Below are 24,310 nucleotides of genomic sequence, written 5' to 3' on the forward strand. Positions count from 1 at the left end.
GGTTGCGGCACGGAACGAGCCGTGGGCCGCCTACTGGCCGAAGGTGTAGCGCAGGTCCGCGTTGACCAGTTCGTTGAGCCGTTTACGCAGGTGTCCCAGGAGCGACGCGTCGGGCAGGGGCTCGGCGACCAGCAGCGTCCAGCGCAGCCGCGTACCGGCACCACCGTCGGGCTCAAGATCGAAACGTACCTGGGCGTCCGGCCGCCGGGGCCAGAGTGATGACCAGACGACCAGGTGCGGACGGTCGGCGCGCAGGATCTGCGGCGATCGTTCGTCGTCGAGCAGGCGAAGCCAGGGACGCGCCGGATCCCGGTCGGGCTCGGTGAGCGCTTCGAAGACGACGTGCGGCGGAGGTGGCTGGCCGCGCACCCGACTGCCGGCTTCGATCACGCCCTCAGCCTAGGCGGCTCATCGCGCCGCCTCGACCTGACCGAGGTCGCCTGATCGGACTGCGGGTTCCGGCCCGGCCCACCGTCACGGCTCAGGTCGACGGCCGGCCTCTCGGGCGCTCGGGCGCGCCCAGGTCAGGCGTCGGCGGGCGCGGAGCGGAGCAACTTCTCCAGCTCCGGGCGAATCGCGTCGGTCCAGGGCGTCGGCCGCAGGGTGGCCGGGTCGAGGCGGACGATCACCGACAGCCCTCGGCGTCGACGGTCGCACCGTCCGGCGCTCCACGGCCGTTCAGATCTTCGTCACACGAGTGAGCTGCCCTCGCCGCCGGCTCCGTCGGTGACGGCCAGCGCGGCGTCGATGAGAGTCGCGGCGGCGGCGCGGGCATGCACGGCGGCATCGCTCGTACCGGCTATGGCGGCGGTGGTCTGCGCGCCCTCGGCGAGGATGGCGAGCTGGGAGGCGAGCGACGTGGGGCCGCCGGCCTCGGCGACGAGTTCGGCGAGCCGGGCCTGGAACTGTGCCTTGTGCTCACGGACGAGGTCGGCGACCCGCGGCGCGTTGGCGCCGAGTTCGCCGAACGTGTTGATGAAGACGCAGCCGCGGAAGTCGTCCTCGTCGAACCAACGGGCCAGCATGTCGTAGACGGCGAGCAGCTTCGCCCGCGGTGTCTCGCCGGTCTCGACGGCCGCCTCGACCATCTCGTTCCAGAGCCGCCGCCGGCGTTGCAGGACCTCCTCGACGATGCTCTCCTTCGAGGGGAAGAGCTGGTAGAGGCGCTTGAGCGAGACGCCGGCCTCGACCCGAAGCGCATCCATGCCGACCGCCTGGATGCCGCGGCTGTAGTAGAGCCGGTCAGCGGCGGCCAGCACCCTGTCCCGAGTCTCCTCGTCGGCCTGCGCGAGCATCTTCCCCTCCTGCTGTCCGGGTTCCGGTGATGACGGTCACGGCCGAATGCCCGTCGAGAGACTACCGCCGAGAACGGCCGTTCTCTACGCTACTCGACAGGACGTGAGAACGACCGTTCTCAGATGCGACCGGGAGGCCGTCATGCCATACATCACCGTCGGGACCGAGAACAGCACCGACATCGACCTCTACTACGAGGATCACGGCCAGGGGCAGCCCGTCGTCCTCATCCACGGCTACCCCCTCGACGGACACTCCTGGGAGAAGCAGAGCGCCGCCCTGCTCGCCGCCGGCTACCGGGTGATCACCTACGACCGACGGGGCTTCGGGCAGTCCAGCCAGCCCACCGTCGGCTACGACTACGACACCTTCGCCGCCGACCTCAACACCGTGCTGGAGACGCTCGACCTGACCGACGTCGTGCTCGTCGGTTTCAGCATGGGCACCGGCGAGGTGGGCCGCTACCTGAGCCGGTACGGCTCCGCCCGGGTGGCGAAGGCCGCCTTCCTGGCCTCGCTGGAACCGTTCCTGCTCAAGACCGAGGACAACCCCACCGGCGTGCCGCAGGAGGTCTTCGACGGCATCCTCGCCGCTGTCACGAACGACAGGTACGCCTACTTCACCGACTTCTACCGCAGCTTCTACAACACGGACGAGACGCTGGGCAGCCGGCTCTCCGAGGAGGCGCTGCGGAACAGCTGGAACGTCGCCGCCGGCTCCTCCTGGTACGCCTCCAGCGCCGCCGTACCGACCTGGCTCACCGACTTCCGGGCCGACATCGACAAGATCGACGTACCGACGCTGATCCTGCACGGCACGGCGGACAACATCCTGCCGATCGACGCCACCGGCCGTGAGTTCCACAAGCGGCTGCCGAAGGCCGACTACGTCGAGATCGAGGGCGCCCCGCACGGTCTGCTCTGGACCCACGCCGCCGAGGTGAACGAGGCGCTGCTGGCCTTCCTGGCCAAGTAACCCGAACCGGCCGAGGGAGGGCTCGCACCGCTCGGCGCGAACCCTCCCTCGATCATGTCCAGGCCCTGCCGTGTCGTACGTGGCAGGCAGGATGCGGGCATGTCCGAGTCCGCTCCACACCGACACCACGCCATCGACTACGTGGAACTCACGGTCACCGATCTCGAGCAGGCCAAGCGCTTCTACGCCGAGGCGTTCGGCTGGCGGTTCAACGACTACGGGCCGGCGTACGCCGGCATCCGCAGCCCGCAGGGCGACTCGGCGCCCGAGGTGGGTGGCCTCCGCACGGATCTGGAAGCCCGGCCCGCCGGCCCGCTGGTGCTGCTCTACTCGGCTGACCTGGACCGTTCCGTGGAGGCGGTGAAGGACGCCGGCGGCCGGGTGGTGAAGGGGCCGTACGGCTTTCCCGGTGGACGCCGGTTCCACTTCACCGACCCGAGCGGCAATGAACTGGGGGTCTGGTCCGAGCTCTAGCGCGAGGCGACGTCAGGGTTTCCGGCCGCCTCCCCCGCAGCCGTGCGCAGTCATCGAGCCCTGGGTGGCCGACGACTGCGGGAGGGTGATGGCAAACACGTCTCAACCCTTAATCGAACGGACTAGTCTGTTCGATTAAGGGAGGGGTCATGGTGACGAAGACGAGGAAGACCACCACCGAGGAGCGGATCCTCGCCACAGCCGCGAAGCTGTTCTACACGCATGGGCTACGCGGCGTCGGCATCGATCAGGTCATCGCCGAGTCCGGGGTCGCCAAGTCGACGCTGTACGTGCACTTCCGTACCAAGGAAGAGCTGATCGCCGCCTACCTACGGCGTACCGACGACTCCTGGATGGCGCAGTTGCAGGCCGCTGCCGCGCGCGCGGGTGACCGGCCCGCGGACCAGTTGGTCGGGCTCTTCGACGCGCTCCTGGACGCCTTCGACCGGCACGGGTTCTTCGGTTGCCCCTTCGTCAGCGCGGCCGTCGAGACGTCACTCGACTCCGAGGCCCGCGCAATCACCGTGGGTCACACCGAGCGCCGGCAGAGGTGGCTGGTGGACGTGTCGACCCAGGCCGGTGCCGCCGACCCCGACGCGCTCGCCCGACAGATCGGGCTCCTGATCGACGGCGCACTGGCCGCAGGCCGGCTGTCGCAGGACCGGGCGGTAGTGGACGAGGCGAAATCGGCCGCCCGGTCGCTCGTCGCCCAGCGCACCGTCTGATCGACGTTCGGCAGCCGACCCACCCGCCCATCCACCACAACGGTACAGATGCAAACGGAAGACGAGGTAGCGCCATGCGCGCTCTGGTGCTCAACGAATTCGGTGGCCCGCTGGTCCTGGACGAGGTCGAGAAACCCGCACCCGGCCCCGGACAGGTATTGGTGAAGGTCGCGGCGAGCGGCGTCAACCCGCTGGACACCAAGATCCGGGCGGGGAAGGCCCCCCATGCCCGCAACCTGCTGCCGGCCATACTCGGCCTGGACCTGGCCGGGGTCGTGGCCGAGGTTGGTCCGGAGGTCACCGGATTCGCCCCTGGCGACGAGGTGTACGGACTCACCGGCGGCGTCGGGGACCTACCGGGATCACTCGCCGAGTACGCAGCCGTGGACGCCCGGTTGCTGGCCCGTAAGCCGGCGTCGCTCAGCCTGCGTGAGGCCGCCGCCCTGCCGCTGGCCGCCATCACCAGTTGGGAGGCGCTCGTCGACCGGGCGCGGGCCCGCACGGGTCAGCGGGTGCTGGTGCACGGTGGTGCCGGCGGCGTCGGACAGCTGGGCATCCAGATCGCCCGCACGCTCGGCGCCGAGGTCTTCGCCACCGGATCGACCCGAAGCCTGGCGACCATCGCCCGGCTCGGCGCGACTCCCATCGACTACACCACCAGCCAAGTCGAGGAGTACGTCGCCGAGCACACCGCCGGCGAGGGCTTCGACGTCGTCTTCGACACCGTCGGCGGCGCCACCCTCGACCTGTCCTTCAGCGCGGTCCGGACCTACACCGGTCACGTCGTCAGCGCGCTCGGTTGGGGCACCCACAGCCTGGCGCCGCTGTCGTTCCGCGGCGCCAGCTACTCCGGGGTGTTCACCCTGTTGCCGATGCTGACCGGCCGCGGGCGTGAGCACCACGGCGAGATCCTGCGCGAGGTGGCCGCCCTGGCCGACGCGGGGAGGTTGAAGCCCCTGCTCGACCCCAGGCAGTTCGACCTCGGCACTGTCGCCGACGCCCACGCCGTCGTGGAGGCCGGCACCGCCAACGGCAAGGTCGTGATCAACGTGGCGGAGTGAGCGCCCTACCCGCGACCGATCCCGGATCCTCAGCTGCTCCCGGGCACAGCACGGCTAACTGCGGTTCGCCGATCTCCGGTTCCGTTGGCACCGGGGACGCGAGAATGAGGAGAGGGCTGCCGGCCCGCGGTGGCCGACCGTGTGGGTCGAGCAGCAATGGCACCTGACGGGAGCGACACGGTGCGCGGAAGCGTCAGATCATGATCACCGTCGGTGAACTGCTGCTGAGCCGGCTCCACGAACTCGGCGTACGGCACATCTTCGGCCTGCCCGGCGACTACAATATGGAGTTCCTCGACCAGATCGAGGCGTTTCCGGGGATCGAGTGGGTGGGCAGTTGCAACGAGCTGAACGCCTCCTACACCGCCGACGGCTACGCCCGACTGGCCGGCATCGCGGCGATCGTCACCACCTTCGGCCCGGGTGAGCTCTCCGCGGTGTGCGGCCTCGCCGGGGCGATGGCGGAGTCCGTGCCGATCGTCTCGATCGTGGGCGGGCCACCGGTCCGGATCATGGAGCGGCACGCGGCCATGCACCATTCGCTCGGTGACGGCGATTACGACCGTTGGGTCCGGATCGGCCGTGAGGTGACGGTGGCCCAGACCAGCCTGACCGCCGACAACGCCAGCAGCGAGATCGACCGGGTGTTGCGTGAAGGTTGGCTGGCCCGGCGACCGGTCTACATCCGGCTGCCGGGCGACGTCGCCCGGCAGCCGGCGGCGCCGCCCTCGTCGCCCCTCACCCCACCTGAGCCGGCAGTCGACCCGGAACAGCTCGACGCGTTCGTCGGTGCCGCCCGGCAGTTGCTCGCCGGCGCCGCCCGCCCGGCGCTGCTGGTGGGCAACCTGGCGATCCGCTACGACCTGCGGGAGTCGGTCGACTCGTTGCTGACCGACCGGAACTGGCCGGTCGCGACGCAGAGCATGGGGCGCGGGTTCATCGACGAGTCGAGCCCGCACTACGTCGGCATCTACAACGGCGGGGACAGCCTGGAACCGGCCCGTGCGGCGATCGAGGGGGCCGACGCCCTCGTCTGCGTCGGAACCAAGTTCTTCGACTGGGACGGGCTGTTCACCGCCGACCTGGACCTGTCGCGCATCATCGCGCTCGACACCGCCGTCAGCACCGTCGGGCAAGCCGTCTTCCCGTCCGTGACCCCGGCCGCGGCACTTCGCGCGCTGTACGAGGTCGCGCCGGTACGCGAGGCCGACTGGGAGGTGACGATCGAACCGAACCACAACCCGATCGACCCGACCAGCACCGAGCCGCTCCGGCAGGCGCTGCTCTGGTCCGCGGTCGCGGCCATGCTGCGTCCCGGTGACGTGCTCGTGCCGGAGACGGGCACTCCGTCGTTCGGCGTGGCGAACTTCCACCTACCGCCCGGCACGGACGTCCTGCTGGCGCCGCTCTGGGGCGCGATCGGGTACGCGACGCCGGCCGCGTTCGGCGCGGGGATGGCACGACCCGACCGCCGCGTCGTCCTCATCACCGGCGACGGCTCACTCCAGCTGACCGCCCAGGAGATCAGCCGGATGCTCGCCACCGGACAGCGCCCGATCATTCTGGTGCTGAACAACGGCGGGTACACCGTGGAGCGGGCGGTCGACGGCCCGCACCAGCCGTACAACGACATCGACAACTGGCGCTACGCCGAACTGCCGTCGGTGTTCGCGCGGAACGCGCCGATCAACTCGCACGTGGTCGCCACCGAAGGCGAGCTTGCCCGGGTCTTCGCCGGCCTGTCCGGCACACCCGACCGGTTGACCATCATCGAGGTGCAGCTCGACCCTTCGGATCTGCCGGCCGGCATGCCCCGTTGGGGCAGGGAGACGAGCGCCCTCGACTATCAGGTGCGGTTGTCCATGAACCCGCCCCGGTTGCCGTGGGGTGGCCTGCCCGGCCAGACGGCGAGCTGAACCCGGGCCCGGTCGGGTCGGCGGCTGCCGACCCGACCGCTTCGCCCGGCCCGAGCAATCCCGGCCATCGCATCGACCGAGCGCGCGCCTCCCGAGGGGGTGGTCACGCCTGCCGCCTCGCCGTAGCATGAGGCGACATGCATCGATGATCGACCATCTTCGGGGGACGCGTGGCCGAGCAGCAGATCCAGCGTGTGTTCATACCGCCATCCGACGGGCCCGGCCCGGACGTCCCGGCCGCCGCCGACCCGGCAGCACCGCTGAGCCCCGCGCGGATCACCGGCGTGGCAGCCGGTTTCATGACCGCCAAGGCGCTCTTCGTCGCCGCCGAGGTCGGCCTCTTCGCCGCCATTCCCGCCGAGGGAGCGACCGCGCCGGCCATCGCCGAACGCTGCCGGATCCCGGTGCGCAGCGCCCGCGCGCTCGCCGACCTGCTGGTCCCCACCGGTCTGCTCGAACACGACGGTGAGCGTTACCGCAACGCCCCCGACACCGAGGCGTTTCTCGCCGAGCGCGGCCCGCTCGACATGCGTCCCATGCTGACCTACTGGGACCTGGTCAGCTATTCGGCCTGGTCCCGAGCGTCCACCGCGTTCCGCACCAGGCAGGGCGTCCGCGGCGACCTCACCGAGGAGCAGGTCCAGGCGTACGAGGCGTCGGTGGCGCTGGTGACCGCGGAGACGGCCGTCGACCTCGCCAAGACCTTCGATTTCAGCCCCCACCGCCGGGTGCTCGACGTGGGTGGCGGCATCGGCACCTTCGCCAAGCCGCTCCTCGGGGCCTACCCACACCTCACCGCGACCCTGCTCGACCTGCCCGAGGTGGTGGCGGTGGCCCGGAAGAAGATCGCCGGTGACGCCTTCGCCGACCGGCTCGACCTGGTGAGCGCGGACGCGTTCGTCGATCCGCTGCCGGACGGGCACGACGTGGTGATCGTGGCCAACTTCCTGCACCTGTTCTCTCCGGAGCGCAACCTCGAACTACTGGCCCGGCTGCGCGCCGCCGTGACGCCGGACGGCCGGCTGCTGCTGGTCGACTGGTGGCGCGACGCCGCGGCCCCCCACCCCGCGACCCGCCTCGGCGGGGGTGAGTTCCTCATCATCAGCGGCGGCGACACCTACGAGGCGAGTGATGCGCAGCAGTGGCTCGACGCGACCGGTTGGCGGCTCGTGGAGCACCGGCCGATGGCCGCGCCGGCCGGGCTGATCGTCGCCGCACCGGCCTGAGTGGACCCACAATCGGGAACGTCGACGTACGCCTAAGGTGGACGGCATGGCAAGCGCGGCCTTCGACACCGGCGGCTCGGCCGCCCGGAATCCGCTGACCATGCTCACGCTGGACGAGCTCCGCCGGCGCACCAGCGTGAAGTGGCGGATGCACCCGCCCGACGTGCTGCCGCTCTGGGTCGCGGAGCAGGACACGCCCCTCGCTCCCCCGGTCGCCGACGCACTCCGCCGCGCGATCGACCTCGGCGACACCGGCTATTCGCACGGCACGGCGTACGCCGAGGCGCTCGGCGACTTCGCGGCCCACCGCTGGGGCTGGCACGACTTCCGCGTCGACCACACCACCGTCGTGCCCGACGTGATGATGGGCATCGTCGAGGTGCTCCGGCTCGTGACCGACCCCGGCGACGCCGTGGTGGTCTGCTCACCCGTGTACCCGCCCTTCTACGCCTTCGTCACACATGCCGGCCGGCAGGTGATCGAGGCTCCGCTCGGGCCGGACCTGCGGCTGGACCATGCCGCGCTCGACGAGGCGTTCGGCCGGGCCCGGGCCTGCGGCCGCCGGCCGGCGTTCCTGTTGTGCAACCCGCACAACCCGACCGGAGTCGTGCACCGCCGGGACGAACTCGAGGCCGTCGCCGACCTGGCCGACCGGCACGGCCTACGGGTGATCTCCGACGAGATCCACGCCCCACTCGTGCTTGCCGGGGCGCACTTCACCCCGTACCTCACGGTGGCCGGCGCCGAGGACGCCTTCGCCCTCACCTCCGCCTCGAAGGCGTGGAATCTCGCCGGCCTCAAGGCGGCGCTCGCGATCGCCGGGCCACGAGCCGTCGCCGACCTCGACCGCATGCCGGAAGAGGTCAGCCACGGCCCCAGCCACCTGGGCGCCCTCGCGCACACCGCCGCGTTCCGCGCCGGCGGCCAATGGCTGGACCTGCTCCTCGACGGTCTCGACAGCAACCGCACGCTGCTGGCGACGCTGCTCGCGGAGCACCTCCCCGCCGTCACGTATCACCGCCCCGAGGGCACCTACCTCGCCTGGCTGGACTGCACCCGGCTGGGCATCGCCACGCCGCGGCCGACCGGGGAGCCCGGCGTGGCCAGCGACCTCGCCGGGCCCGCGCGGATGTTCCTGGACCGAGCGCGGGTCGCCCTCAGCTCCGGGCACGTCTTCGGCACCGGCGGCGCGGGCTTCGTACGACTCAACTTCGCCACCTCGCCCGCGATCCTCACCGACGCCGTCACCCGCATGGGCGAGGCAGTCGAGGGCATCGCGCAGGCTGAGCCTCAGACGCCGCCGGCCCGCCCCGTGATGACAGCCGAGGCGTCGTGACCGGCCGCGCCGGCCCGGTAACCAACCATCCCCGTCATGGTGCTCGGCCGCGCTACGGACGGGACGTGACGCCCGCAGGCCGCCGGGTCAGCGCAGCCGCCGGGCGGTGAATCTCGCCGGTGGCTCGGCGATGGCGTCCTGGGCCGCGATCAGCTGGAGCTCCCGGGTGCCCGCCGCGAGGGTCGCCTCGAGTACGGCGAAGACGGAGGCGATGGTGCGCTCCAGTGCCGTCGCGGGCGAGCGCGTCGTCGACAGGTGTGCCAGGTACAGCGCGGCGGTGATGTCGCCACCGCCGTTCGGGTTGATCGGCAGCAGCGGTGTGGTGACGGCCCACGCGCCCTCGTCCGAGACCGCCACCACCTCCAGCGACCCCTCGGGCACGTCGCCGTGCAGCACGCTGGTGACCAGGACGTGTCGCGGCCCGGTGGCGCGCACCGTGTCGACGGCGTCCAGCACCTGCGGCAACGAGTTCGTCGTCCGGCCGGCGAGGAAGTCCAGCTCGAAATGGTTCGGGGTGATGATGTCCGCGCGCGGGACGACGACGTCGCGCATGTACTCCGGGATACCGGGTCGGACGAACATTCCGCGGCCGGTATCGCCCATCACCGGATCGCAGCAGTACACCGCGTTCGGGTTGATCGCCTTGACCTTGTCCACCGTTTCGAGGATCACCGCACCCATCGCCGGGTCGCCCTGGTAGCCCGACAGCACCGCGTCGGCGCTTCCGAGCACCCCGCGGTCCTCGATGCCGGCGATCACCTCGGCCACGTCGGCGGGCGCCAGCAGCGGCCCACGCCACGCGCCGTACCCCGTGTGGTTGGAGAAGTGAACGGTCAGCACCGGCCAGACCTCGTGCCCGAGCCGCTGCAGAGGGAAGACGGCCGCCGAGTTGCCGACGTAGCCGTACGCGACCGAAGACTGGATGGACAAGATTTTCACCGGCCCATCATGGCGGTTCCCGGCGGCGTCACACGCACTGCCCACCGCATTTGTCGGGTGACGCACTTCCGGCGGCTCAAGCGCGGACGGCCGATTCTCCCCCGGCCAGGACCGCGATGATCTCCGCCGGCGCAACGCTGGCCGGCCGGTCGCTGACCTGCCCGTCACCGAGTTCCACGACCCGCCACACACCGTCGGCGCGCAGCGCGAGATCCACGGTGACGAACGGCAGGGCCACCGCACGGACGAGCGGGGCGAGCCAGCCCAGGTCGAGGCGGCCCGGCGGTCGCGCCTCCGGCGTGTCCGGGTGCGGTCCCACCAGGACGCACCTGCCCTCCACCCACCAGGTCCGCACCTCCGCCGAGGTGAACGACTCGAACTCCCGCAGCACGAACCCGCCGACGAAGTCGTCGTCCCGCAGCTGCCTCATCCGGGAAGCCACCCGCCACGCGCCGTCGGCGTCCGCGACGTCCGGGATGAACGCCGCCTCGTCCCAGTGGTGCTTCGCCGACTTCACGTAGTCACGCAGGACTGCGGGGCCGGCGCCGAGCTCGAGCCGCGCGCGATCGAAGTCGGCACGGCCCGGACCGGTCGTCCACACCGAGCGCGGTGTCACCGGTGCCAGCGCCGGATACCAGCCGGGCAACTCGTGTGCCCGCCGGTACTGCTCCGCACTCGTACGCATCGTCACGCCACGCGCGGCGGCAAGCTGTACGAGAGCGCCGTATCGATGGCTGGGGAGCATCCAGCCCCGGTAGACGGCGGTCTCCCCGACGGGCAGGGACGGCACTGCTCGCTCCGGTTCCTCGCCCCGAGCCAACACGTCATGATCAACCACGGCGACGGTCAGACCGGCTTCCCGGGCCGTCCGCGCCTCCGCGGCGAAATGCTCATCGGGACGGCGTGGCCGCAGCGGATCCGAAGGAACGAGTAGCAACACGCTCCGGATCCTGCCCGGCCCGACCGCACCACCTCCATCGGATATCCAGCACGACGAGCGGCGCCTCCGGCCGATCTCATAACAGCCTGTCCGATTCACCCACCATGGTACGAATAGTTCGTTGCACAATCGGCGAGGCGGGCGAGCTGTGGCGCGGACCAGGTGGGAACGGCTCATACGGGATCCACGTCAGCCCCGAGAGATCACCTTCGTCGAACTCTTCTTCGACCTCGCCATCATCTTCGCGCTCATGCAGTTGTCGCGTCGTTTCCTGCGCGACTTCGGCTGGGAGAACTCGCTACAGACAGTGGTCCTCCTGGCGGCGGTCTGGTGGATCTGGGTAGGTGCAGCCCGTACCACCGACTGGCTCGACCCGGAGCAGCGTTTCACCCAGGGCATCGTCATCGGGATGATGTTCGCGGGTCTGGTGGCCGCCGCGTCGGTACCCGAGGCCTTCGGCCGGCACAGCCTCGTCTTCGCCGGGGCGAACGTCGCGGCGCACCTCGTACGGCACCTGTCGATCATCTCGGCGATGCATGGCCACCCGGTCGCGACGCGATCACTACGAGCCGCGATCTGGTTCGGCTCGACCGCGATCCTCTGGATCACGGGAGCGTTCCTGCCGACGGCGCCGCAGCTGGCGCTCTGGTCGATGGCGATCTTCCTGGACTACCTGGGCGTCGGGCTCGGCTGGCGGGTGCCCGGCATGCCGCCGGTGCCGGAGGAACACCTGCGGATACGGGGCGACCACATCGCGGAGCGCCACCGGCAGGTCTTCATCATCGCGGTCGGGGAGGTGGTCCTGACCAGCGGCGTGGCGCTCAGCCGAAGCGGACTCGACGGCGTCCGGATCGGCGCCTTCGCCATCGCGTTCGCGATCGCCGGACTGACCGCCCGGTCCTTCTTCCTGCCGCGTGGACTCCCGCTCAGCGAGGCCCTCGACCGGCGGCCGTCCGTGGTGGCCGTCCGCGCCTCGTACACCCACCTGCTCATGATCCTCGGGATCGTCGTCACGGCCATGAGTACCGAGGTACTGATCTCCCAACCGCTCGGCGAGGCCCGCGCCCAGTGGTCGGCCGCCATCCTGGCCGGCCCCTTCCTCTATCTGGCCGGACGCACCCTGTACGCCCGGTCCGTGTTCCAGCGGCGCCCCTGGCGGGCCCCGGCCGGGATGCTGGCCATCGTGGCCATGTCCCCGGGCATGCTGCGCCTACCGCCGCTCGCCGTGGCCGGCGCCGTCTGCCTGGTGCTGCTCGGCATCGTGTTCAGCTACGGACGGATCGGCGCCGACCCGGTCCGCGCGGACTCTCCGCTGGAACTGCTGCTGCGGAAACGGGAGAACGCTCGGCAGCTCTCCGCGTACGAGCTCTTCTTCGATCTCGCCATGATCTTCGCCCTCACCCAGGTGTCGCAGCGGATACTGGCCGACGTCAGCGTGGGCAACATCGCGGAGTCGATGGTCCTGCTGGCCGCGATCTACTGGATCTGGGTCGCGACGGCATGGTCGACGGACTGGTTCAACCCGGACGATCCGAGACTGCAACGGCTCATCATCGTCGTCATGTTCGCCGGGCTGCTGATGGCGGCCGCGGTGCCGACCGCCTTCGGCGAGAACGGCCTGCTCTTCGCCGGCGCGTACGCCGGGATCCACATCGTCCGGGGGATCGTGCTCGTTCCGGCCCTGCGGGGCTCTCCGCTGCAGGCCCGCTCGGCGCGGGTCCTCATCTGGTTCGGGATCTCGGCCGTCCCGTGGCTGGTGGGCGCCTTCCTGCCCGCCTCGGATCGGCTCTTCCTCTGGGCGGCGGCGATCGTCGTCGACGGTGTGAGCGCCTGGTTCGGCTGGCCGGTACCGAAGCTCACCGCGCCGCAGTCGCACCTGAAGGTCATCGGCGACCACATAGCGGAGCGGTACCGTCAGGTCTACGTCATCGCCCTGGGCGCGGTGGTCCTGCTGAGCGGCCGGGCCTACAGCAACTCGGGCTTCGAGGACTTCCGCACGTTGGCCTTCGTCCTCGCCTTCACCAATGCGGCGCTCATGCTGTGGAGCTACTTCCTACCGACCGCGCGGGACCTCGGGGCGGTGGTCGACTCGACCGCACCGAGGGTCGCGGTCGCGGCCGCGTACTGCCACGGGATCATGGTCGCGGGAACGGTCGTCGTGGCGGCCAGCGCCGTGATTTACATCCGCAGCCCGCTCGGCCAGGTGAACGCGGCGTGGTCGCTGCTCATCGTGGGTGGGGTAGCCCTGCACATCGTCGGGCGGACCCTCTTCGGCCTCGTGATGTACGGGGTGAGCCGTCCGTGGCGCGGCTCCCTGGCGTTGCTCCTGCTCGCCGCCATCACACCCGGGTTGCTGATGGCGCCGCCCCTCGTGGTGGCGATCGCCGTCGCGATCGTCGGGTTCGGGCTCACCCTCCTGTACGCGCGGGCCAGGTTCTCCTGACCCGCGATCCAGACGTCGTACCGTTCGCAGATCGCTCCGGCCGCGCCCGACGGCGCGGCCGGCCCTGAGCCGGCACCGCTGTCAGCCCGCGGCGCGCTGCGTCGAGATCGAGCGCACCGCGCCGTCGCGGAGCACCGCGTGCGCGCCGACGGTCTGGTTGACGATCTGCGTCACCCGTACGTCGACCGCGACGCTGGCCAGCGCCACCGCGTCGGGGCGGCTGATCCCGTACTGCCGCTGCATGAGGGTCAGCATCGAGTCCAGCGCCATGAAGGTGGCGTCGTCGAGGGTCGCGCCGACGCCGAGGGTCAGCCAGGCGTCCGCGGTACGGGCCACCGGGCCGGTGATCGGGAAGTCGTCGCGTACGTCGACGGTCAGGCTCACCTCGTCCATCGGGCACTCGATCGCGGTGCCGCCGACCTCCCCGTCCCCCTGCGCGGCGTGTCCGTCTCCCACCGAGAACAACGCTCCGTCGACCGGAATCGGCAGCAACAGGGTGCTGCCGGCGGTCAGCTCCTTGCAGTCCAGGTTGCCGCCCCACTGACGGGGCGGGACCGTCGAGTGCAGACCCGGCTCCGCCGGTGGCATGCCGAGCACTCCCATGAAGGGACGCAACGCCACCGTGTGGCCGTGCTGGTTACGGCCGACCATCGCCACCGGATCGAGTTCCCAGGAGTGCACCACGCCCTCGTCCTCGACGCCGTACCGCTCGTTGAATCCGCTCGGCCAGCCGCCGGCCACTGTGGTTCCCCAGGTCGCCGGGACGACCGCGTCGATGCGTACCTCGAGGGTCTGGCCGGCGCGGGCACCGCGGACCGCGACCGGACCGATGAGCGCGTGTCCGTGGTCCGGCTGGTACTGCGGGGCCCGGGCGCGGTCCCTGTTCCACCCTCCCTCGTAGGGGCCGGCCGACCACCAGCAGTCCAGCGTGCGGTAGGTGACGGTGTCGCCCGCGTCGATGGTGAGCACCGGTGGGAAGTCGGCGGAGAAGTGTCCGTGCAGCGTCTCGTCGCCTGGCGCGAGGATGTGTCGCATCTGGGCAGGCTAGTTGCCGGCCCGGGGAACGGGGTAGCTCCCCGCCCCGCCGGCCGGTGCGGCACGACATATGTCGTAACCGAGCAGAGCCCAACCGCTACGGATGGTCATTGACCCGACCGCTACATATCGATGACCATTCATCAGCCATGTGTCTCTGGAGCTGACGGAGGTAGGGGCATGGGATTTGCGCGGCGATTGACAGCCGTCGGAGCGATCGTCGGAATGGCGATCGTGAGTGCGCCCGCAGTGGCGAGCGCCGAGGTGGAAGCGCCCGGCATCGTGCTCGAGAACGGGGTGACCCAGCCGGTCTTCTCGTACGACGAGGCAGTTCAGGAGGTCGTCTACGTCGAGGCGCCGATGGACAGCGACGCCGACGGCCGCCGGGATCTGATCGAGGTCGACGTGGTCCGGCCGGCGGAGACCGAGGCGGGCATGCGGGTGCCGATCATCATGGAGGCCAGCCCGTACTACGGCCGGGACGCGGGTGATCCACTGCCGGATCAGACCCGCGGCTTCCCCGGCTGGTGGGACGAGTACTTCGTCCCCCGGGGTTACGCCGTCGTCCAGGTGGAGATGCAGGGCACGTCCCGATCGTTCGGCTGCCCCACGACCGGCGGGCCCGAGGACACGATCAGCATCAAGGCGGTCGTGGACTGGCTCAACGGGCGCGCCCCGGGCTTCCACCACGACGGAAGCGTGGCGGTCGCCGACTGGAGCACCGGCAACGTGGGCATGCAGGGCGTCTCGTACGTCGGCACCCTGCCCAACGCGGTCGCCACCCAGGGCGTACCCGGCCTGCGGACCGTGGTGCCCATCTCCGCGATCTCCAGCTGGTACCGGTACGTGAACGACCAGGGGGTCGCCTGGTCGACCTGGAGCGAGAACGTCGACTTCCGGTACACCGAGTACCTCGCCGACTACGTCTCCGTCGGCCGGACACTCCCCGGCTCGGTGTCGGCCCCGGCCTGCGAGTCGGTCATCACGGGGATCGGCGACGCCGAGGAGGCCAGCGACTCCGACTTCACCCCGTTCTGGCAGGAGCGGAGCTACCTACCGGACGCCAACAAGATCAAGACGGTCGGCACGTCCGTCTTCATGGTGCACGGTCTCACCGACTTCAACGTCAAGACCATGCACTTCGCCGACCTGTGGAGTGAGATCGAGAAGCGCAACATGCCCCGCAAGATCTGGCTGCACCGCGGCGCGCACGTGAACCCGACCAGCTTCCGGTTGCCGGAGTGGCAGGCGGTCATGCACCGGTGGATGGACTACTGGCTGTACGACATCCCGAACGGGGTCATGGACGAGCCGATGGCGGACATCCAGCGTCCCGACGGCAGCTGGGAGACCCACTCGACCTGGCCGGACGCCGACGCCAAGGAGGTCGACCTGCGCTTCGGCCCGAGCACGGACGGCGCGGCGGGCACCCTGTCACCGCAGGCGCCGGGCGGCAACCCCACGCAGAGCTTCGTCGACCAGCGTGAGTCACAGGCGATCAAGATCGGCAACGCCGAGCAGGCCAAGCCGGGCCGGCTCGCCTACGTGACCCCTCCGCTCGCGTCCGACGTACGCCTCTCCGGCACGCCCGAACTGGCGGTCCGGATGTCGACGACGGCCGAGACCGCGCTGCTGTCGGCCATGCTCGTCGACTACGGCGCGGGACCGACCGTCACCGTCGCGGGCAAGGAGCCGCTGGAGGTGGTCCAGGAGTCCTGCGAGCCTGCGGACCTGGCCGGCGGCACCGGGTGCGCCGAGCCGATGGAGACGAATGTGGAGATCACCCCCGAGCGCGTCCTGGCGTGGGGCCACATCGACGTCAAGAACTCGCCGGACCTGCGACGGAGCCAGCCGTTGACGCCCGGCACGCAGTACAACGTGAAGTGGAAGACCCTTCCGTCCGAGCACGTGATCCCGGCCGGGCACCGGATCGGGCTCGTCATCACCGGCAACTACGACGCGAACCCGTCGTCGAACCGGCCGGCGCGTGACACGGCCGCCATCGGCAGCGAGATCACGGTGTACCTGAACGGCAGCACCGTCACGCTTCCGGTCGTCGGCGGCAAGGCCGCCCTGGGCTTCTGACCAGGAAGCATTGCCGATCGTGTGGACCAGCGGGCGGGCCCCTCACAGCAGCTTCCAGGTGAGGGGCCCGTTCGTCTGGTCAGGCAGTCCCCTCCGAATTTCCGGCTCGCGCGGCGGCAACGGCCCGGCCGCGTTCCGAGTCCGGAAAGCGGGCGAGCATGGCCCGCACCTCGTCGGCGCTCACGTCGGCGCCGAACAGCTCGCTACCCGGTTCGAGCCGTACGCCCTCGGCCAGTGGGCCGGCGACGACCGGATCGAAGCCGAGCCGGTCGACGAGGGATGCAACGACCGCGAGGTCGGCGGAGTCGTCGCCGGCGATCGCGATGGCCTTGCGGCCGGCGGCCCCGGTGGGCCGCGCCTCGTCCTCGAGGTCGTGATATCCCATGTGGTTGAACGCCTTGACGACGCGGGAATCGGGCAGGAACGCCTGGACGGTCTCGCTCGACGAGGTGCGCGGGTCGGTGAGGTCGTCGCGGATGCCGTCGATCTCCCACCAGTAGTTCATCGCGTCGACGACGAGCTTGCCGCGCAACGCCTCCACGGGAATGCTGCGGTACTTGCCCAGCGGAAGGGCGAGGATCACGATGTCGGCGCCGGCGGCGTCGGCCGCGGTGGTGGCGACGGCGCCGGGTGTGAGCACCTCGATGGTGAGGGCGATCCTCGCCGGGTCACCGGAACCGGCGATGAGCACCCGGTAGCCGGCGGCGACGGCGAGCCGGGCGAGCACGGTGCCCACCTTGCCGGCGCCGAGGATGCCGAGGGTCTGTGGCGCGTTCCGGGCGCTGTCGTTCATGTCTTCCTTCCCCGACGCTGTTCTGATGTCCGTGGATCCGGTCAGCCGGCCAGGATGTCGCGAACCATCGGAATGACCTTGCTGCCGTACAGCTCCACGGCGCGCATCCGGGCGCTCACCGGCTGCGCGCCTGCCGTGTAGATGAGGTCGAACCGGCCGACGCCGACGCTGCGGATCGCGTGCGCCATGCGGCGGGCCACGGTCTCCGGCGAGCCGATGTAGAGGGATCCGTGCGCCACCTCGGAGTCGAACTCCTCGCGACGGATGGGCGGCCAGCCGCGCAGCTTGCCGATCCGGTCCCGCATGACCCGGTAGTACGGCCAGAACAGTTCCTTCGCCTGCTCGTCGGTGTCCGCGATGAAGCCCGGCGAGTGCATCCCGACCGGGTACGCGGTCGTCCCGAACTGCTCGGCCGCCCGCCGGTACAGGTCGATGTAGGGCGCGAAGCGCTCGGGATCGCCGCCGATGATGGCGAGCATCAGCGGGAGCCCGTAATGGGCGGTACGCACGACCGACTGCGGCGAACCACCGACGCCCACCCAGGTGTTGAGGTGACCCGATTCGGTCTTCGGGAAGACATCGGCGTTCTCGAGCGGGGCACGGACGCTGCCGCTCCAGGTGACCGGCTTCTCCTCCAGCAGCTTCGCGAAGAGCTCGATCTTCTCCTCGAAGAGCACGTCGTAGTCGCGCAGGTCGTAGCCGAACAGCGGGAAGGACTCAGTGAACGAGCCGCGTCCGAGGATCACCTCGGCGCGGCCGTTCGAGAGCGCGTCCACCGTCGCGAAGCGCTGGAACACCCGGACCGGGTCGTCCGAGCTCAGCACGGTCACACCGGAGGCGAGCCGGATGCGCGAGGTACGGGTGGCGATCCCCGCCAGCACGGTCTCCGGCGTCGAGATCGAGTACTCCGGCCGGTGGTGCTCGCCGAGGGCGATGACGTCGACGCCGAGGCCGTCCGCGAGCACCGCTTCCTCGACGACCTGCCGGATCGCCACGGCGTGGGAGACGGGCTTACCGGCGTCGTCCTCCGGCACGTCGCCGAAGGTGTCGAGACCGAACTCGAGGTCAGACATTGGTGGGCTCCTTCGCTAGCAGCTCGCGGACCCGCGGCGCCACCTCGCTGCCGAGCAGCTCGATGGTGCGCGCGCGTGCCTCGCGAGGCAGATGCATGATGTCGTACTTCAGGTCGAAGCGGCTCAGCCGCAGGTCACGGGCCACGGTGGCGATCTTCTGTGCGACCGTCTCGGGTGATCCGACGAACAGCGCCCCCTGGTCGATCTCGGCCTGGTACCGCTTGCGGTCCGGCTTGTAGAAGCCACGTTCCTCGGCGAGCGCCGCCACGACCGGCTGCCAGTACTGCCACCAGGTCTCCACGGCCTCCTCGTCGGTGTCCGCGACGAGGCCGAGCGAGTGCTGTCCGATCGGCTGCACGGGATGCCCGAACTGTTCGAGCGCCCGGTGGTAGAGGTCGACGTGTCCGGCGAACCGCTGCGGACGCCCGCCGATGATCGCGAGCATGAGCGGTAGTCCGTAGCGGGCGGCGCGGATCACCGAGTCCGGGCTCCCGCCGACGCCGATCCAGGTCGGGATCCCGCCCGGGCGCATCCGCGGATGCAGTCGCTGCCTGACCAGCGGGCTTCGGACGGTCCCGGACCAGGTGACGGGTTCGTCCTGCTGAAGCCGTACGAAGAGGTCGAGCTTCTCCTCGAACAGCCGCTCGTAGTCCGCGAGGTCGTAACCGAACAACGGGAACGACTCGGTCGCCGACGCACGTCCGAGGACGATCTGAGCGCGGCCGTTCGACACGGCGTCGAGGGTCGAGAACTCGTGGTAGAGCCGTACCGGATCGTTCGTGCTGAGCACCGTGACCGAGGTGCCGAGCCGGATCCGCTCGGTCGCCGTGGCGATCGCCGCGAGCAGCACCGGGGTCGCCGAGTCGTTGTGACCCTCCCGGTAGTGCTCACCCACGCTGAACACGTCCAGCCTGACCGACTCCGCGAGCCGCGCCTCGTCGACGAGCAGCCGCACGGTCTCGGCGTCGCTGAGAAGCCGGCCGCCGTCCGTGGCCACCTCTCCGAACGAGTCGAGCCCCAGTTCGAAGCCTTCGGTCGTCACCGTCTCCTCCTCACGCTCGCACCAGTCGGGGTACCCCCTACCGCCGAGCTCCCTCGACGATTGACATGTCAAACATGTTAGCTTTGGATTGACATGTCAACCCGGGAGGCGAACATGACGAAGGACACACCGCGGCAGCGCGGACGCCAACTGCCCACCGCGGAGGAGCTCCGGATCTGGCGCGACTTCATCGAGACGACGGACGTGCTCCGGTCCCGAATCGCGTCACGCCTCCAGAGCGAGTCCGCGCTGTCGCCGGGCGACTACGCCGTACTGCTCGCCCTCACCGAAGCCCCGGAACAGCAGATGCGCTCCTCCGAACTCGCGGCGCACATCGGCTGGGAACGCAGTCGGCTCTCCCATCACCTCGGGCGGATGGAGCGGCGTGGCCTCATCCGCCGACAGGAGTGCGCCACCGATCCGCGCGGAGCGGAGGTCCACCTCACGGCGGTGGGCGCCGAGGCGTTCCGCGGATCCACCGTGCCGCATCTGCGCGCCATCCGCGAACTCTTCGTCGACGCCCTCACCCCGGATCAGCTCCTCGCCGCCGGCGAGATCGCTGCGGCGCTGCGCGCCCACCTCGACACCCGGCAGGCGAAGTGATCACGCAATCTGCTCGTCGGCCCGGATGCGGGCGTGCAGGTGCATGTCGTGTCGACCGTCGGAGTGGACGGCGTCGCTCCGCTTGGTGCCCTCCAGCAGAAAGCCGGACTTGACGGCCACCCGGCAGGAGGCCAGGTTGCGGGTCGAGTGATCCAACGCCAGGCGATGGAAGCCGGCCTCGCCGAGGGCCCAGACGCTCAGGGCCGTGAGCGCGCCGGACGCCACGCCCGCACCACGGGCGGCCGGGAGCACCCAGTACGCGCACTCGGCGACACCGTCGTCGAGGTCGATCCCACGCATCGCGATGCGCCCCAGCACCTCGTCACCACCGCGGGTCACGGCCCAATGTGCGCCCCTCTCCTGCGCCCAGTCTCGGCGATACCGGTCGAACCACTCCCGGACCTGTTCCTCCGACGCCGGCCGGCGGGTGTGCCATCGCTGGATCTCGGGGTCACGGTAAGCGGCGAGGAAGACCGGGACGTCGGCCGCTTCCCAGGGCCGCAGCAGCAGATCGGCGGGGGCCGCGAGGACGGGTTGCGGGCCGGCGGCCAGCGTGCCGGCTGGGATGGTGGGCGGCGTCGAGAGGGCGGACGTCATCGCCCATCCTCTCCCGGCGACCGGCACGCGTGTCAAGTTCTCATGCGTACGCTCCGAGCGCGCGGCGGCTGCACGCCCGCGCCCCGATCGGCGAGAGGCGGCGACCGGACATGCGCGTGACGATGACGACCGCTGTGGCGCGGACCGGCCGGGTCAACGAGGACTTCACCGGCGCGGTACCGACGGCCGTGGTGCTGATCGACGGCGCCGGCATTCCCGGCACCGAATCGATCTGTCGGCACGGCGTGGCCTGGTACGCCACCAGTCTGGGTGGCATCATCCTCGGCGTCGTGTCACTCGTGCGGGACCGCAGCCTCCCGGCGCTGCTCGCCGAGGCCATCGAGCAGGTGACGGACGCGCACCGGGACACCTGCGACGTCGCCAACCCCATCAGTCCCTCGGCCGCCGTGGCCATCCTGCGCGTGTCCGGCGGCCACGTCGAGCACCTGGTGCTCGGCGACTCGGTCCTCGTCCTCGACCGGGTGGACGACGCGCCGCTCGTCGTCTCCGATCCCCGCGAAGTGGTCGTCAGCCGGTCCTACCGGTCCGCGATCGAGGCCAGCGTCGAGGGCAGCGACGAGTACCACCGGCTCCTACGGGAACTGCGCGCCAACCGGAACCAGCCGGGCGGCTTCTGGGTCGCCAAGGACGACCCACGCGCGGCCGAGGAGGCGATCACCGGCGGTTGCCCGGCCGCCGAGCTGACCGGTGCCGTACTGCTCAGCAACGGAGCCAGCCGCATCGTCGACCGGTTCGCCCTCGCCGACTGGCCGGAGGTCCTGGCCGTACTGGCGTCCAGCGGCCCCGCCGAGATCATCCGTCGGGTCCGGCAGGCGGAGGCGCGTCACGAGGTGACGGCGGACGACGCGACGATCGCGTACTGCACCGACCTCGGTGTCAGCCAGTGGTGACCGGGAGCGTGGCGTAGCCGCGCAGCACCAGGCGGTCGCGGCGCTCGGCCGGACCGGCCAGGCTCAGCCGGGGCAGCATCGCCAGCAGCAGCGGGAACGCGACCTGGGCCTCCAGCCGGGCCAGCGGCGCCCCGAGGCAGTAGTGTGCCCCGCCACCGAACGAGACCGGCTGGATGTTCGGACGGTCCGGGTCGAACCGGTGCGGGTCCGGGTAGCGGGCCGGGTCCCGATTGGCGGCGCCGAGCAGCATGGTCACGTCTGCTCCGCCCGGGAGGCTCAACCCGTCGCCGAGATCCAGTGGAACGGTCGTGAGCCGGCCGGTGAGCTGCACCGGGGAGTCGTACCGCAGGATCTCTTCGACGAACGCCGGCGCGAGGTGCGGGTCGGCCCGCAACCGGTCCGCCTGCTCGGGACGCTCCAGCAGCAGCTGGATGCCGGTGCCGAGCAGGTTCGTGGTGGTCTCGAAGCCGGCGACGAGCAGCAGTACCAGGTTGGCGAGCAACTCCTCGCCGGTCAAGCCGGTACCGCCGGTCTCGTCGTGCACGGCGACGAGCGCGCTCGTCAGGTCCTCCTGTGGGGCCCGGCGGCGCTCCTCGATCAGGTCGACGAAGTAGGCCTCGAGTTCCCGGCCCGCCACGTCGGCGAGCCGCATCTCCTCCTCCGTGCTGATCGGCTCCAGCACCACGGTCAGGTCCGCGGCCCGCTGCCGGAACCACGAGCGGTCCGCCTCCGGGACGCCGAGCAGCGCGCAGATCACCCCGATCGGCAGCGGGAACGCGAAGGCGCTCATGAAGTCCGCGCTGGCCGGCATCGACTTGATCAGGTCCTCGGCCTGACCCGCGATGACGTCGCGCATCTCGGCGACCCGGCGGGCCGTGAAGGTGGCCGAGGCGGCACGGCGTACCCGGCCGTGGTCCGGCGGGTTGGTCTGCAGCATGGACAGCACGATCGAGGCGACGCCGCGGTTACGCCGCCAGTCCGGCCAGAAGCGGTCGTAGTCGGTGGCATCGGCGATGCGCAGGGTCGGCTCGCGCAGCAGCCGGTTCGTGAGCGCGTGGGTGGTGACGAACCAGCGTCCGTCGGGCGCCTGGAAGATCGGCGAGTGAGCCCGGATCACGTCGTAGGCCGGGTACGGGTCGACGCGGCCCTCCGGCAGGAACAGCGACGCCAGCGCGGTCTGATGGTCCATCCCCGTGCCTCCCCTGTAGATGGATGTGCCGTCTTGCATCATGCCCGGCCGTGCTCACGTTGTGCTCGGCCTCGGCGGGCAGGCGTCGCGGCGGGAGGGACCTGGAAAGCCGACGCCACTCACGGCGACGCGAGATGATCTGGTCATGCAGGCGGCAGACGACACGCCGGCCCTACTGACGGTCGGTCACGGACCGTTGTCCCGTGCCGCGCTCGGCCGGCTGCTGACCGACGCCGCCGTGAGTCTGATAGTCGATGTACGCCGCTTTCCCGGCAGCCGCGCCAACCCCGACGTCCGACGGGACGCGTTGGCGCAGTGGCTGCCGGAACTGGGGATCGAATACCGCTGGGAGGAGCGCCTCGGTGGCCGACGGCATCTGCCGGCTGGTACACCCGCACACGACGTGTGGTGGACCGTCCCCGCGTTCCGCGCCTACGCCGCCTACACCCGCACACCACCGTTCCTGGCAGCGCTGGAACTCGTACTCGAACAGGCCGCGTCGGGCCCGACCGCGGTCATGTGCAGCGAGAGCGTCTGGTGGCGTTGTCACCGCCGGCTGATCGCCGACGTCACGATCCTGAGCCGTGCCGTGCCGGTACGACACCTCATGCCGGACGGACGGTTGACGTCGCACCCCGTGGCGGCCGGGGCCCGGCTGCGTCCCGACGGAGCCGTCGAGTGGACCGGCGGCTGAGGGGGAGCCACGCCGCGCTACGCGGCGGCGAGCAGGAGGATCCCGAGTGTGAGCAGCGTGGCCACCTTCGCCACCTCCAGCACCACATAGCTGAGGTGGCTTCCGGAGCGGGGCGCGTCCTCACCCGCGAGCACCCGCTTGGTCCGGGAATTCAGCCGGGGCCGGACCGCGACGAGTTGTAGCAGCAGCACCACGACCGCCAGGCCGGCCAGCCCCACGAGGGAGCCGGACGCCGAGCCGAGGACGACGGTCGCGAGCAGGGTCAGCGCGAAACAGGCTTCGATCACGTTGAGCGCTCGGAAGACCAGGCGTCCGATGCCGAGCCCGATGGGCACGGTGACTCCGGGCGCGCGGAACTTCAGCGGCGCTTCGAGGAACGAGATGGCCAGGACCATCCCGAGCCAGACGAAGACCACACCGGTGGCGAGGGCTGATGGCAGACTCATCGGCATCTCCTATCCCTGCGGGGGATCTTCGTGCGTCCGGAGCGTCGGACCGGCCACCGGGACGGGGCGCTGGCCGGGCGGACGACCGGCCAGCCGGCGTCGCATCGACCCGGCGATCCGACCGGCCTGGAGCTTCGCGTACTCGGCGTGGGGCCCGGCGTGCCGGTCGTCGATGGTGGCGGCCCAGAGTGCGAGCCAGCGCTCGAAGTGCCGTTCGGTCAGCGGTTCCAGCCGGTGCAGCGCGAAGTGGAGCTGGAGGGCGTTACGCCGGTAGGTGCCGGCCTTGAAGATCACGGTCTCCCAGAAGTCGCACATGATCGGGAGGTGCCGGTCGAGGTCGAGCTTCGCCACATCGACGAAGACGTGCCCGAGCAGGTCGTCGGCGAAGGCGCGGGAGTAGAAGTCGGTGACGATACCGGCGATGTCGCTGCGGTCCCTGATGTCGGTCCCCATCTCCGGCGCTCCTTTCTCACTGGGCGGGCGGCGAGGTCGAGGTTCCGGGCAGGCCCGG

Annotated in this window: 24 protein-coding genes; 12 read left to right on the forward strand and 12 right to left on the reverse strand. The window is 70.6% G+C overall.

Annotation, left to right across the window (positions count from 1 at the left end):
- Positions 1 to 30 precede the first annotated feature (30 nt).
- Positions 31 to 390, reverse strand: coding sequence for a hypothetical protein (locus AB0F98_RS01300; protein WP_357726833.1), 360 nt, complete (start codon positions 388 to 390; stop codon positions 31 to 33).
- A 299-nt stretch (positions 391 to 689) separates the two neighbouring features.
- Entirely contained in the window at positions 690 to 1,295 is a 606-nt protein-coding gene (locus AB0F98_RS01305) for a TetR/AcrR family transcriptional regulator (protein ID WP_357726836.1), read from the reverse strand.
- A gap of 142 nt (positions 1,296 to 1,437) precedes the next feature.
- Here AB0F98_RS01305 and AB0F98_RS01310 point away from each other — a divergent pair, with 142 nt between their 5' ends.
- From AB0F98_RS01310 to AB0F98_RS01340, 7 genes are all read left to right on the forward strand, one after another.
- The gene (locus AB0F98_RS01310; protein WP_357726839.1) at positions 1,438 to 2,271 is read left to right on the forward strand and encodes an alpha/beta hydrolase; all 834 of its coding nucleotides are present in this window, start codon (positions 1,438 to 1,440) and stop codon (positions 2,269 to 2,271) included.
- A 99-nt stretch (positions 2,272 to 2,370) separates the two neighbouring features.
- Positions 2,371 to 2,745 (forward strand): VOC family protein, encoded by a 375-nt coding sequence (locus AB0F98_RS01315; protein ID WP_357726842.1) that lies wholly within the window; start codon positions 2,371 to 2,373, stop codon positions 2,743 to 2,745.
- A gap of 149 nt (positions 2,746 to 2,894) precedes the next feature.
- Positions 2,895 to 3,470, forward strand: a complete 576-nt coding sequence (locus tag AB0F98_RS01320; RefSeq protein WP_357726845.1) for a TetR/AcrR family transcriptional regulator — start codon at positions 2,895 to 2,897, stop codon at positions 3,468 to 3,470.
- Positions 3,471 to 3,544: 74 nt separating this feature from the next.
- Positions 3,545 to 4,531 (forward strand): zinc-dependent alcohol dehydrogenase family protein, encoded by a 987-nt coding sequence (locus tag AB0F98_RS01325; RefSeq protein ID WP_357726848.1) that lies wholly within the window; start codon positions 3,545 to 3,547, stop codon positions 4,529 to 4,531.
- Positions 4,532 to 4,731: 200 nt separating this feature from the next.
- Positions 4,732 to 6,447 carry a thiamine pyrophosphate-binding protein gene (locus AB0F98_RS01330; RefSeq protein WP_357726851.1) on the forward strand — a complete coding sequence of 572 codons (1,716 nt, stop codon included), beginning with the start codon at positions 4,732 to 4,734 and terminating at the stop codon, positions 6,445 to 6,447.
- Between the two features lie 170 nt (positions 6,448 to 6,617).
- Positions 6,618 to 7,673: a methyltransferase gene (locus AB0F98_RS01335; protein WP_357726854.1), complete on the forward strand. Its 1,056-nt coding sequence runs from the start codon at positions 6,618 to 6,620 to the stop codon at positions 7,671 to 7,673.
- Positions 7,674 to 7,719: 46 nt separating this feature from the next.
- Complete coding sequence (locus AB0F98_RS01340) at positions 7,720 to 9,009, forward strand: MalY/PatB family protein (RefSeq protein ID WP_357726857.1); 1,290 nt, start codon at positions 7,720 to 7,722, stop codon at positions 9,007 to 9,009.
- A gap of 87 nt (positions 9,010 to 9,096) precedes the next feature.
- On the opposite strand, the gene pdxY is transcribed toward AB0F98_RS01340, so the two are convergent.
- Both pdxY and AB0F98_RS01350 read right to left on the reverse strand, forming a co-directional pair.
- A complete protein-coding gene (gene pdxY, locus AB0F98_RS01345) occupies positions 9,097 to 9,948 on the reverse strand; it encodes a pyridoxal kinase PdxY (RefSeq protein WP_357726860.1) in 852 nt (283 codons plus the stop codon).
- Positions 9,949 to 10,024: 76 nt separating this feature from the next.
- Positions 10,025 to 10,888 carry an ATP-grasp domain-containing protein gene (locus AB0F98_RS01350; RefSeq protein WP_357726863.1) on the reverse strand — a complete coding sequence of 288 codons (864 nt, stop codon included), beginning with the start codon at positions 10,886 to 10,888 and terminating at the stop codon, positions 10,025 to 10,027.
- Positions 10,889 to 11,036: 148 nt separating this feature from the next.
- Here AB0F98_RS01350 and AB0F98_RS01355 point away from each other — a divergent pair, with 148 nt between their 5' ends.
- Positions 11,037 to 13,331, forward strand: coding sequence for a low temperature requirement protein A (locus tag AB0F98_RS01355; protein WP_357726866.1), 2,295 nt, complete (start codon positions 11,037 to 11,039; stop codon positions 13,329 to 13,331).
- Positions 13,332 to 13,412: 81 nt separating this feature from the next.
- Here AB0F98_RS01355 and AB0F98_RS01360 read toward each other — a convergent pair whose 3' ends face one another.
- Complete coding sequence (locus AB0F98_RS01360) at positions 13,413 to 14,366, reverse strand: acetamidase/formamidase family protein (protein ID WP_357726869.1); 954 nt, start codon at positions 14,364 to 14,366, stop codon at positions 13,413 to 13,415.
- Between the two features lie 234 nt (positions 14,367 to 14,600).
- Here AB0F98_RS01360 and AB0F98_RS01365 point away from each other — a divergent pair, with 234 nt between their 5' ends.
- Entirely contained in the window at positions 14,601 to 16,451 is a 1,851-nt protein-coding gene (locus AB0F98_RS01365; RefSeq protein WP_357726872.1) for a CocE/NonD family hydrolase, read from the forward strand.
- Positions 16,452 to 16,530: 79 nt separating this feature from the next.
- On the opposite strand, the gene AB0F98_RS01370 is transcribed toward AB0F98_RS01365, so the two are convergent.
- Genes AB0F98_RS01370 through AB0F98_RS01380 form a run of 3 tightly spaced genes read right to left on the reverse strand, consistent with a single transcriptional unit; the run spans position 16,531 to position 19,359 of the window.
- Positions 16,531 to 17,244 (reverse strand): NAD(P)-binding domain-containing protein, encoded by a 714-nt coding sequence (locus AB0F98_RS01370; protein ID WP_357726875.1) that lies wholly within the window; start codon positions 17,242 to 17,244, stop codon positions 16,531 to 16,533.
- A gap of 41 nt (positions 17,245 to 17,285) precedes the next feature.
- Entirely contained in the window at positions 17,286 to 18,317 is a 1,032-nt protein-coding gene (locus tag AB0F98_RS01375; RefSeq protein ID WP_357726878.1) for an LLM class flavin-dependent oxidoreductase, read from the reverse strand.
- Positions 18,310 to 19,359: an LLM class flavin-dependent oxidoreductase gene (locus tag AB0F98_RS01380; RefSeq protein WP_357726881.1), complete on the reverse strand. Its 1,050-nt coding sequence runs from the start codon at positions 19,357 to 19,359 to the stop codon at positions 18,310 to 18,312. Before AB0F98_RS01380 ends, AB0F98_RS01375 begins: the two co-directional genes overlap by 8 nt.
- Before the next feature lie 114 nt (positions 19,360 to 19,473).
- On the opposite strand from AB0F98_RS01380, the gene AB0F98_RS01385 reads away from it, so the two are divergent.
- Entirely contained in the window at positions 19,474 to 19,962 is a 489-nt protein-coding gene (locus tag AB0F98_RS01385; protein WP_357726884.1) for a MarR family transcriptional regulator, read from the forward strand.
- Here the strand turns inward: AB0F98_RS01385 and AB0F98_RS01390 are convergent, their stop codons facing one another.
- Positions 19,963 to 20,559 carry a GNAT family N-acetyltransferase gene (locus tag AB0F98_RS01390; RefSeq protein ID WP_357726887.1) on the reverse strand — a complete coding sequence of 199 codons (597 nt, stop codon included), beginning with the start codon at positions 20,557 to 20,559 and terminating at the stop codon, positions 19,963 to 19,965. It abuts the gene before it with no gap.
- Between the two features lie 122 nt (positions 20,560 to 20,681).
- Between AB0F98_RS01390 and AB0F98_RS01395 the strand changes: the two genes are divergently transcribed.
- Positions 20,682 to 21,470: a hypothetical protein gene (locus AB0F98_RS01395; RefSeq protein ID WP_357726890.1), complete on the forward strand. Its 789-nt coding sequence runs from the start codon at positions 20,682 to 20,684 to the stop codon at positions 21,468 to 21,470.
- Here the strand turns inward: AB0F98_RS01395 and AB0F98_RS01400 are convergent.
- Positions 21,457 to 22,659 (reverse strand): cytochrome P450, encoded by a 1,203-nt coding sequence (locus AB0F98_RS01400; RefSeq protein WP_357726893.1) that lies wholly within the window; start codon positions 22,657 to 22,659, stop codon positions 21,457 to 21,459. The two genes, AB0F98_RS01395 and AB0F98_RS01400, sit on opposite strands and share 14 nt — an antisense overlap.
- Positions 22,660 to 22,804: 145 nt before the next feature.
- Between AB0F98_RS01400 and AB0F98_RS01405 the strand changes: the two genes are divergently transcribed.
- On the forward strand, positions 22,805 to 23,353 hold the full coding sequence (locus AB0F98_RS01405; RefSeq protein ID WP_357726897.1) for a DUF488 domain-containing protein: 549 nt from the start codon (positions 22,805 to 22,807) through the stop codon (positions 23,351 to 23,353).
- A gap of 17 nt (positions 23,354 to 23,370) precedes the next feature.
- Here AB0F98_RS01405 and AB0F98_RS01410 read toward each other — a convergent pair whose 3' ends face one another.
- Together AB0F98_RS01410 and AB0F98_RS01415 are read right to left on the reverse strand one after the other, a co-directional pair.
- A complete protein-coding gene (locus AB0F98_RS01410) occupies positions 23,371 to 23,799 on the reverse strand; it encodes a hypothetical protein (RefSeq protein WP_357726900.1) in 429 nt (142 codons plus the stop codon).
- A gap of 9 nt (positions 23,800 to 23,808) precedes the next feature.
- Entirely contained in the window at positions 23,809 to 24,252 is a 444-nt protein-coding gene (locus tag AB0F98_RS01415) for a group III truncated hemoglobin (RefSeq protein WP_357726903.1), read from the reverse strand.
- Positions 24,253 to 24,310: the final 58 nt, after the last annotated feature.

The sequence above is a fragment of the Micromonospora sp. NPDC023737 genome, assembly GCF_040639715.1.
Taxonomy (GTDB): Bacteria; Actinomycetota; Actinomycetes; order Mycobacteriales; family Micromonosporaceae; genus Micromonospora.

Excerpts from the sequence above, each read along its gene's own strand:
- AB0F98_RS01305 (WP_357726836.1), bottom strand. The coding sequence starts at position 1,295 with ATGCTCGCGCAGGCCGACGAGGAGACTCGGGACAGGGTGCTGGCCGCC.
- AB0F98_RS01310 (WP_357726839.1), top strand. The coding sequence starts at position 1,438 with ATGCCATACATCACCGTCGGGACCGAGAACAGCACCGACATCGACCTC.
- AB0F98_RS01315 (WP_357726842.1), top strand. The coding sequence starts at position 2,371 with ATGTCCGAGTCCGCTCCACACCGACACCACGCCATCGACTACGTGGAA.
- AB0F98_RS01320 (WP_357726845.1), top strand. The coding sequence starts at position 2,895 with ATGGTGACGAAGACGAGGAAGACCACCACCGAGGAGCGGATCCTCGCC.
- AB0F98_RS01325 (WP_357726848.1), top strand. The coding sequence starts at position 3,545 with ATGCGCGCTCTGGTGCTCAACGAATTCGGTGGCCCGCTGGTCCTGGAC.
- AB0F98_RS01330 (WP_357726851.1), top strand. The coding sequence starts at position 4,732 with ATGATCACCGTCGGTGAACTGCTGCTGAGCCGGCTCCACGAACTCGGC.
- AB0F98_RS01340 (WP_357726857.1), top strand. The coding sequence starts at position 7,720 with ATGGCAAGCGCGGCCTTCGACACCGGCGGCTCGGCCGCCCGGAATCCG.
- AB0F98_RS01360 (WP_357726869.1), bottom strand. The coding sequence starts at position 14,366 with ATGCGACACATCCTCGCGCCAGGCGACGAGACGCTGCACGGACACTTC.
- AB0F98_RS01370 (WP_357726875.1), bottom strand. The coding sequence starts at position 17,244 with ATGAACGACAGCGCCCGGAACGCGCCACAGACCCTCGGCATCCTCGGC.
- AB0F98_RS01375 (WP_357726878.1), bottom strand. The coding sequence starts at position 18,317 with ATGTCTGACCTCGAGTTCGGTCTCGACACCTTCGGCGACGTGCCGGAG.
- AB0F98_RS01385 (WP_357726884.1), top strand. The coding sequence starts at position 19,474 with ATGACGAAGGACACACCGCGGCAGCGCGGACGCCAACTGCCCACCGCG.
- AB0F98_RS01390 (WP_357726887.1), bottom strand. The coding sequence starts at position 20,559 with ATGACGTCCGCCCTCTCGACGCCGCCCACCATCCCAGCCGGCACGCTG.
- AB0F98_RS01395 (WP_357726890.1), top strand. The coding sequence starts at position 20,682 with ATGACGACCGCTGTGGCGCGGACCGGCCGGGTCAACGAGGACTTCACC.
- AB0F98_RS01400 (WP_357726893.1), bottom strand. The coding sequence starts at position 22,659 with ATGGACCATCAGACCGCGCTGGCGTCGCTGTTCCTGCCGGAGGGCCGC.
- AB0F98_RS01405 (WP_357726897.1), top strand. The coding sequence starts at position 22,805 with ATGCAGGCGGCAGACGACACGCCGGCCCTACTGACGGTCGGTCACGGA.
- AB0F98_RS01410 (WP_357726900.1), bottom strand. The coding sequence starts at position 23,799 with ATGAGTCTGCCATCAGCCCTCGCCACCGGTGTGGTCTTCGTCTGGCTC.
- AB0F98_RS01415 (WP_357726903.1), bottom strand. The coding sequence starts at position 24,252 with ATGGGGACCGACATCAGGGACCGCAGCGACATCGCCGGTATCGTCACC.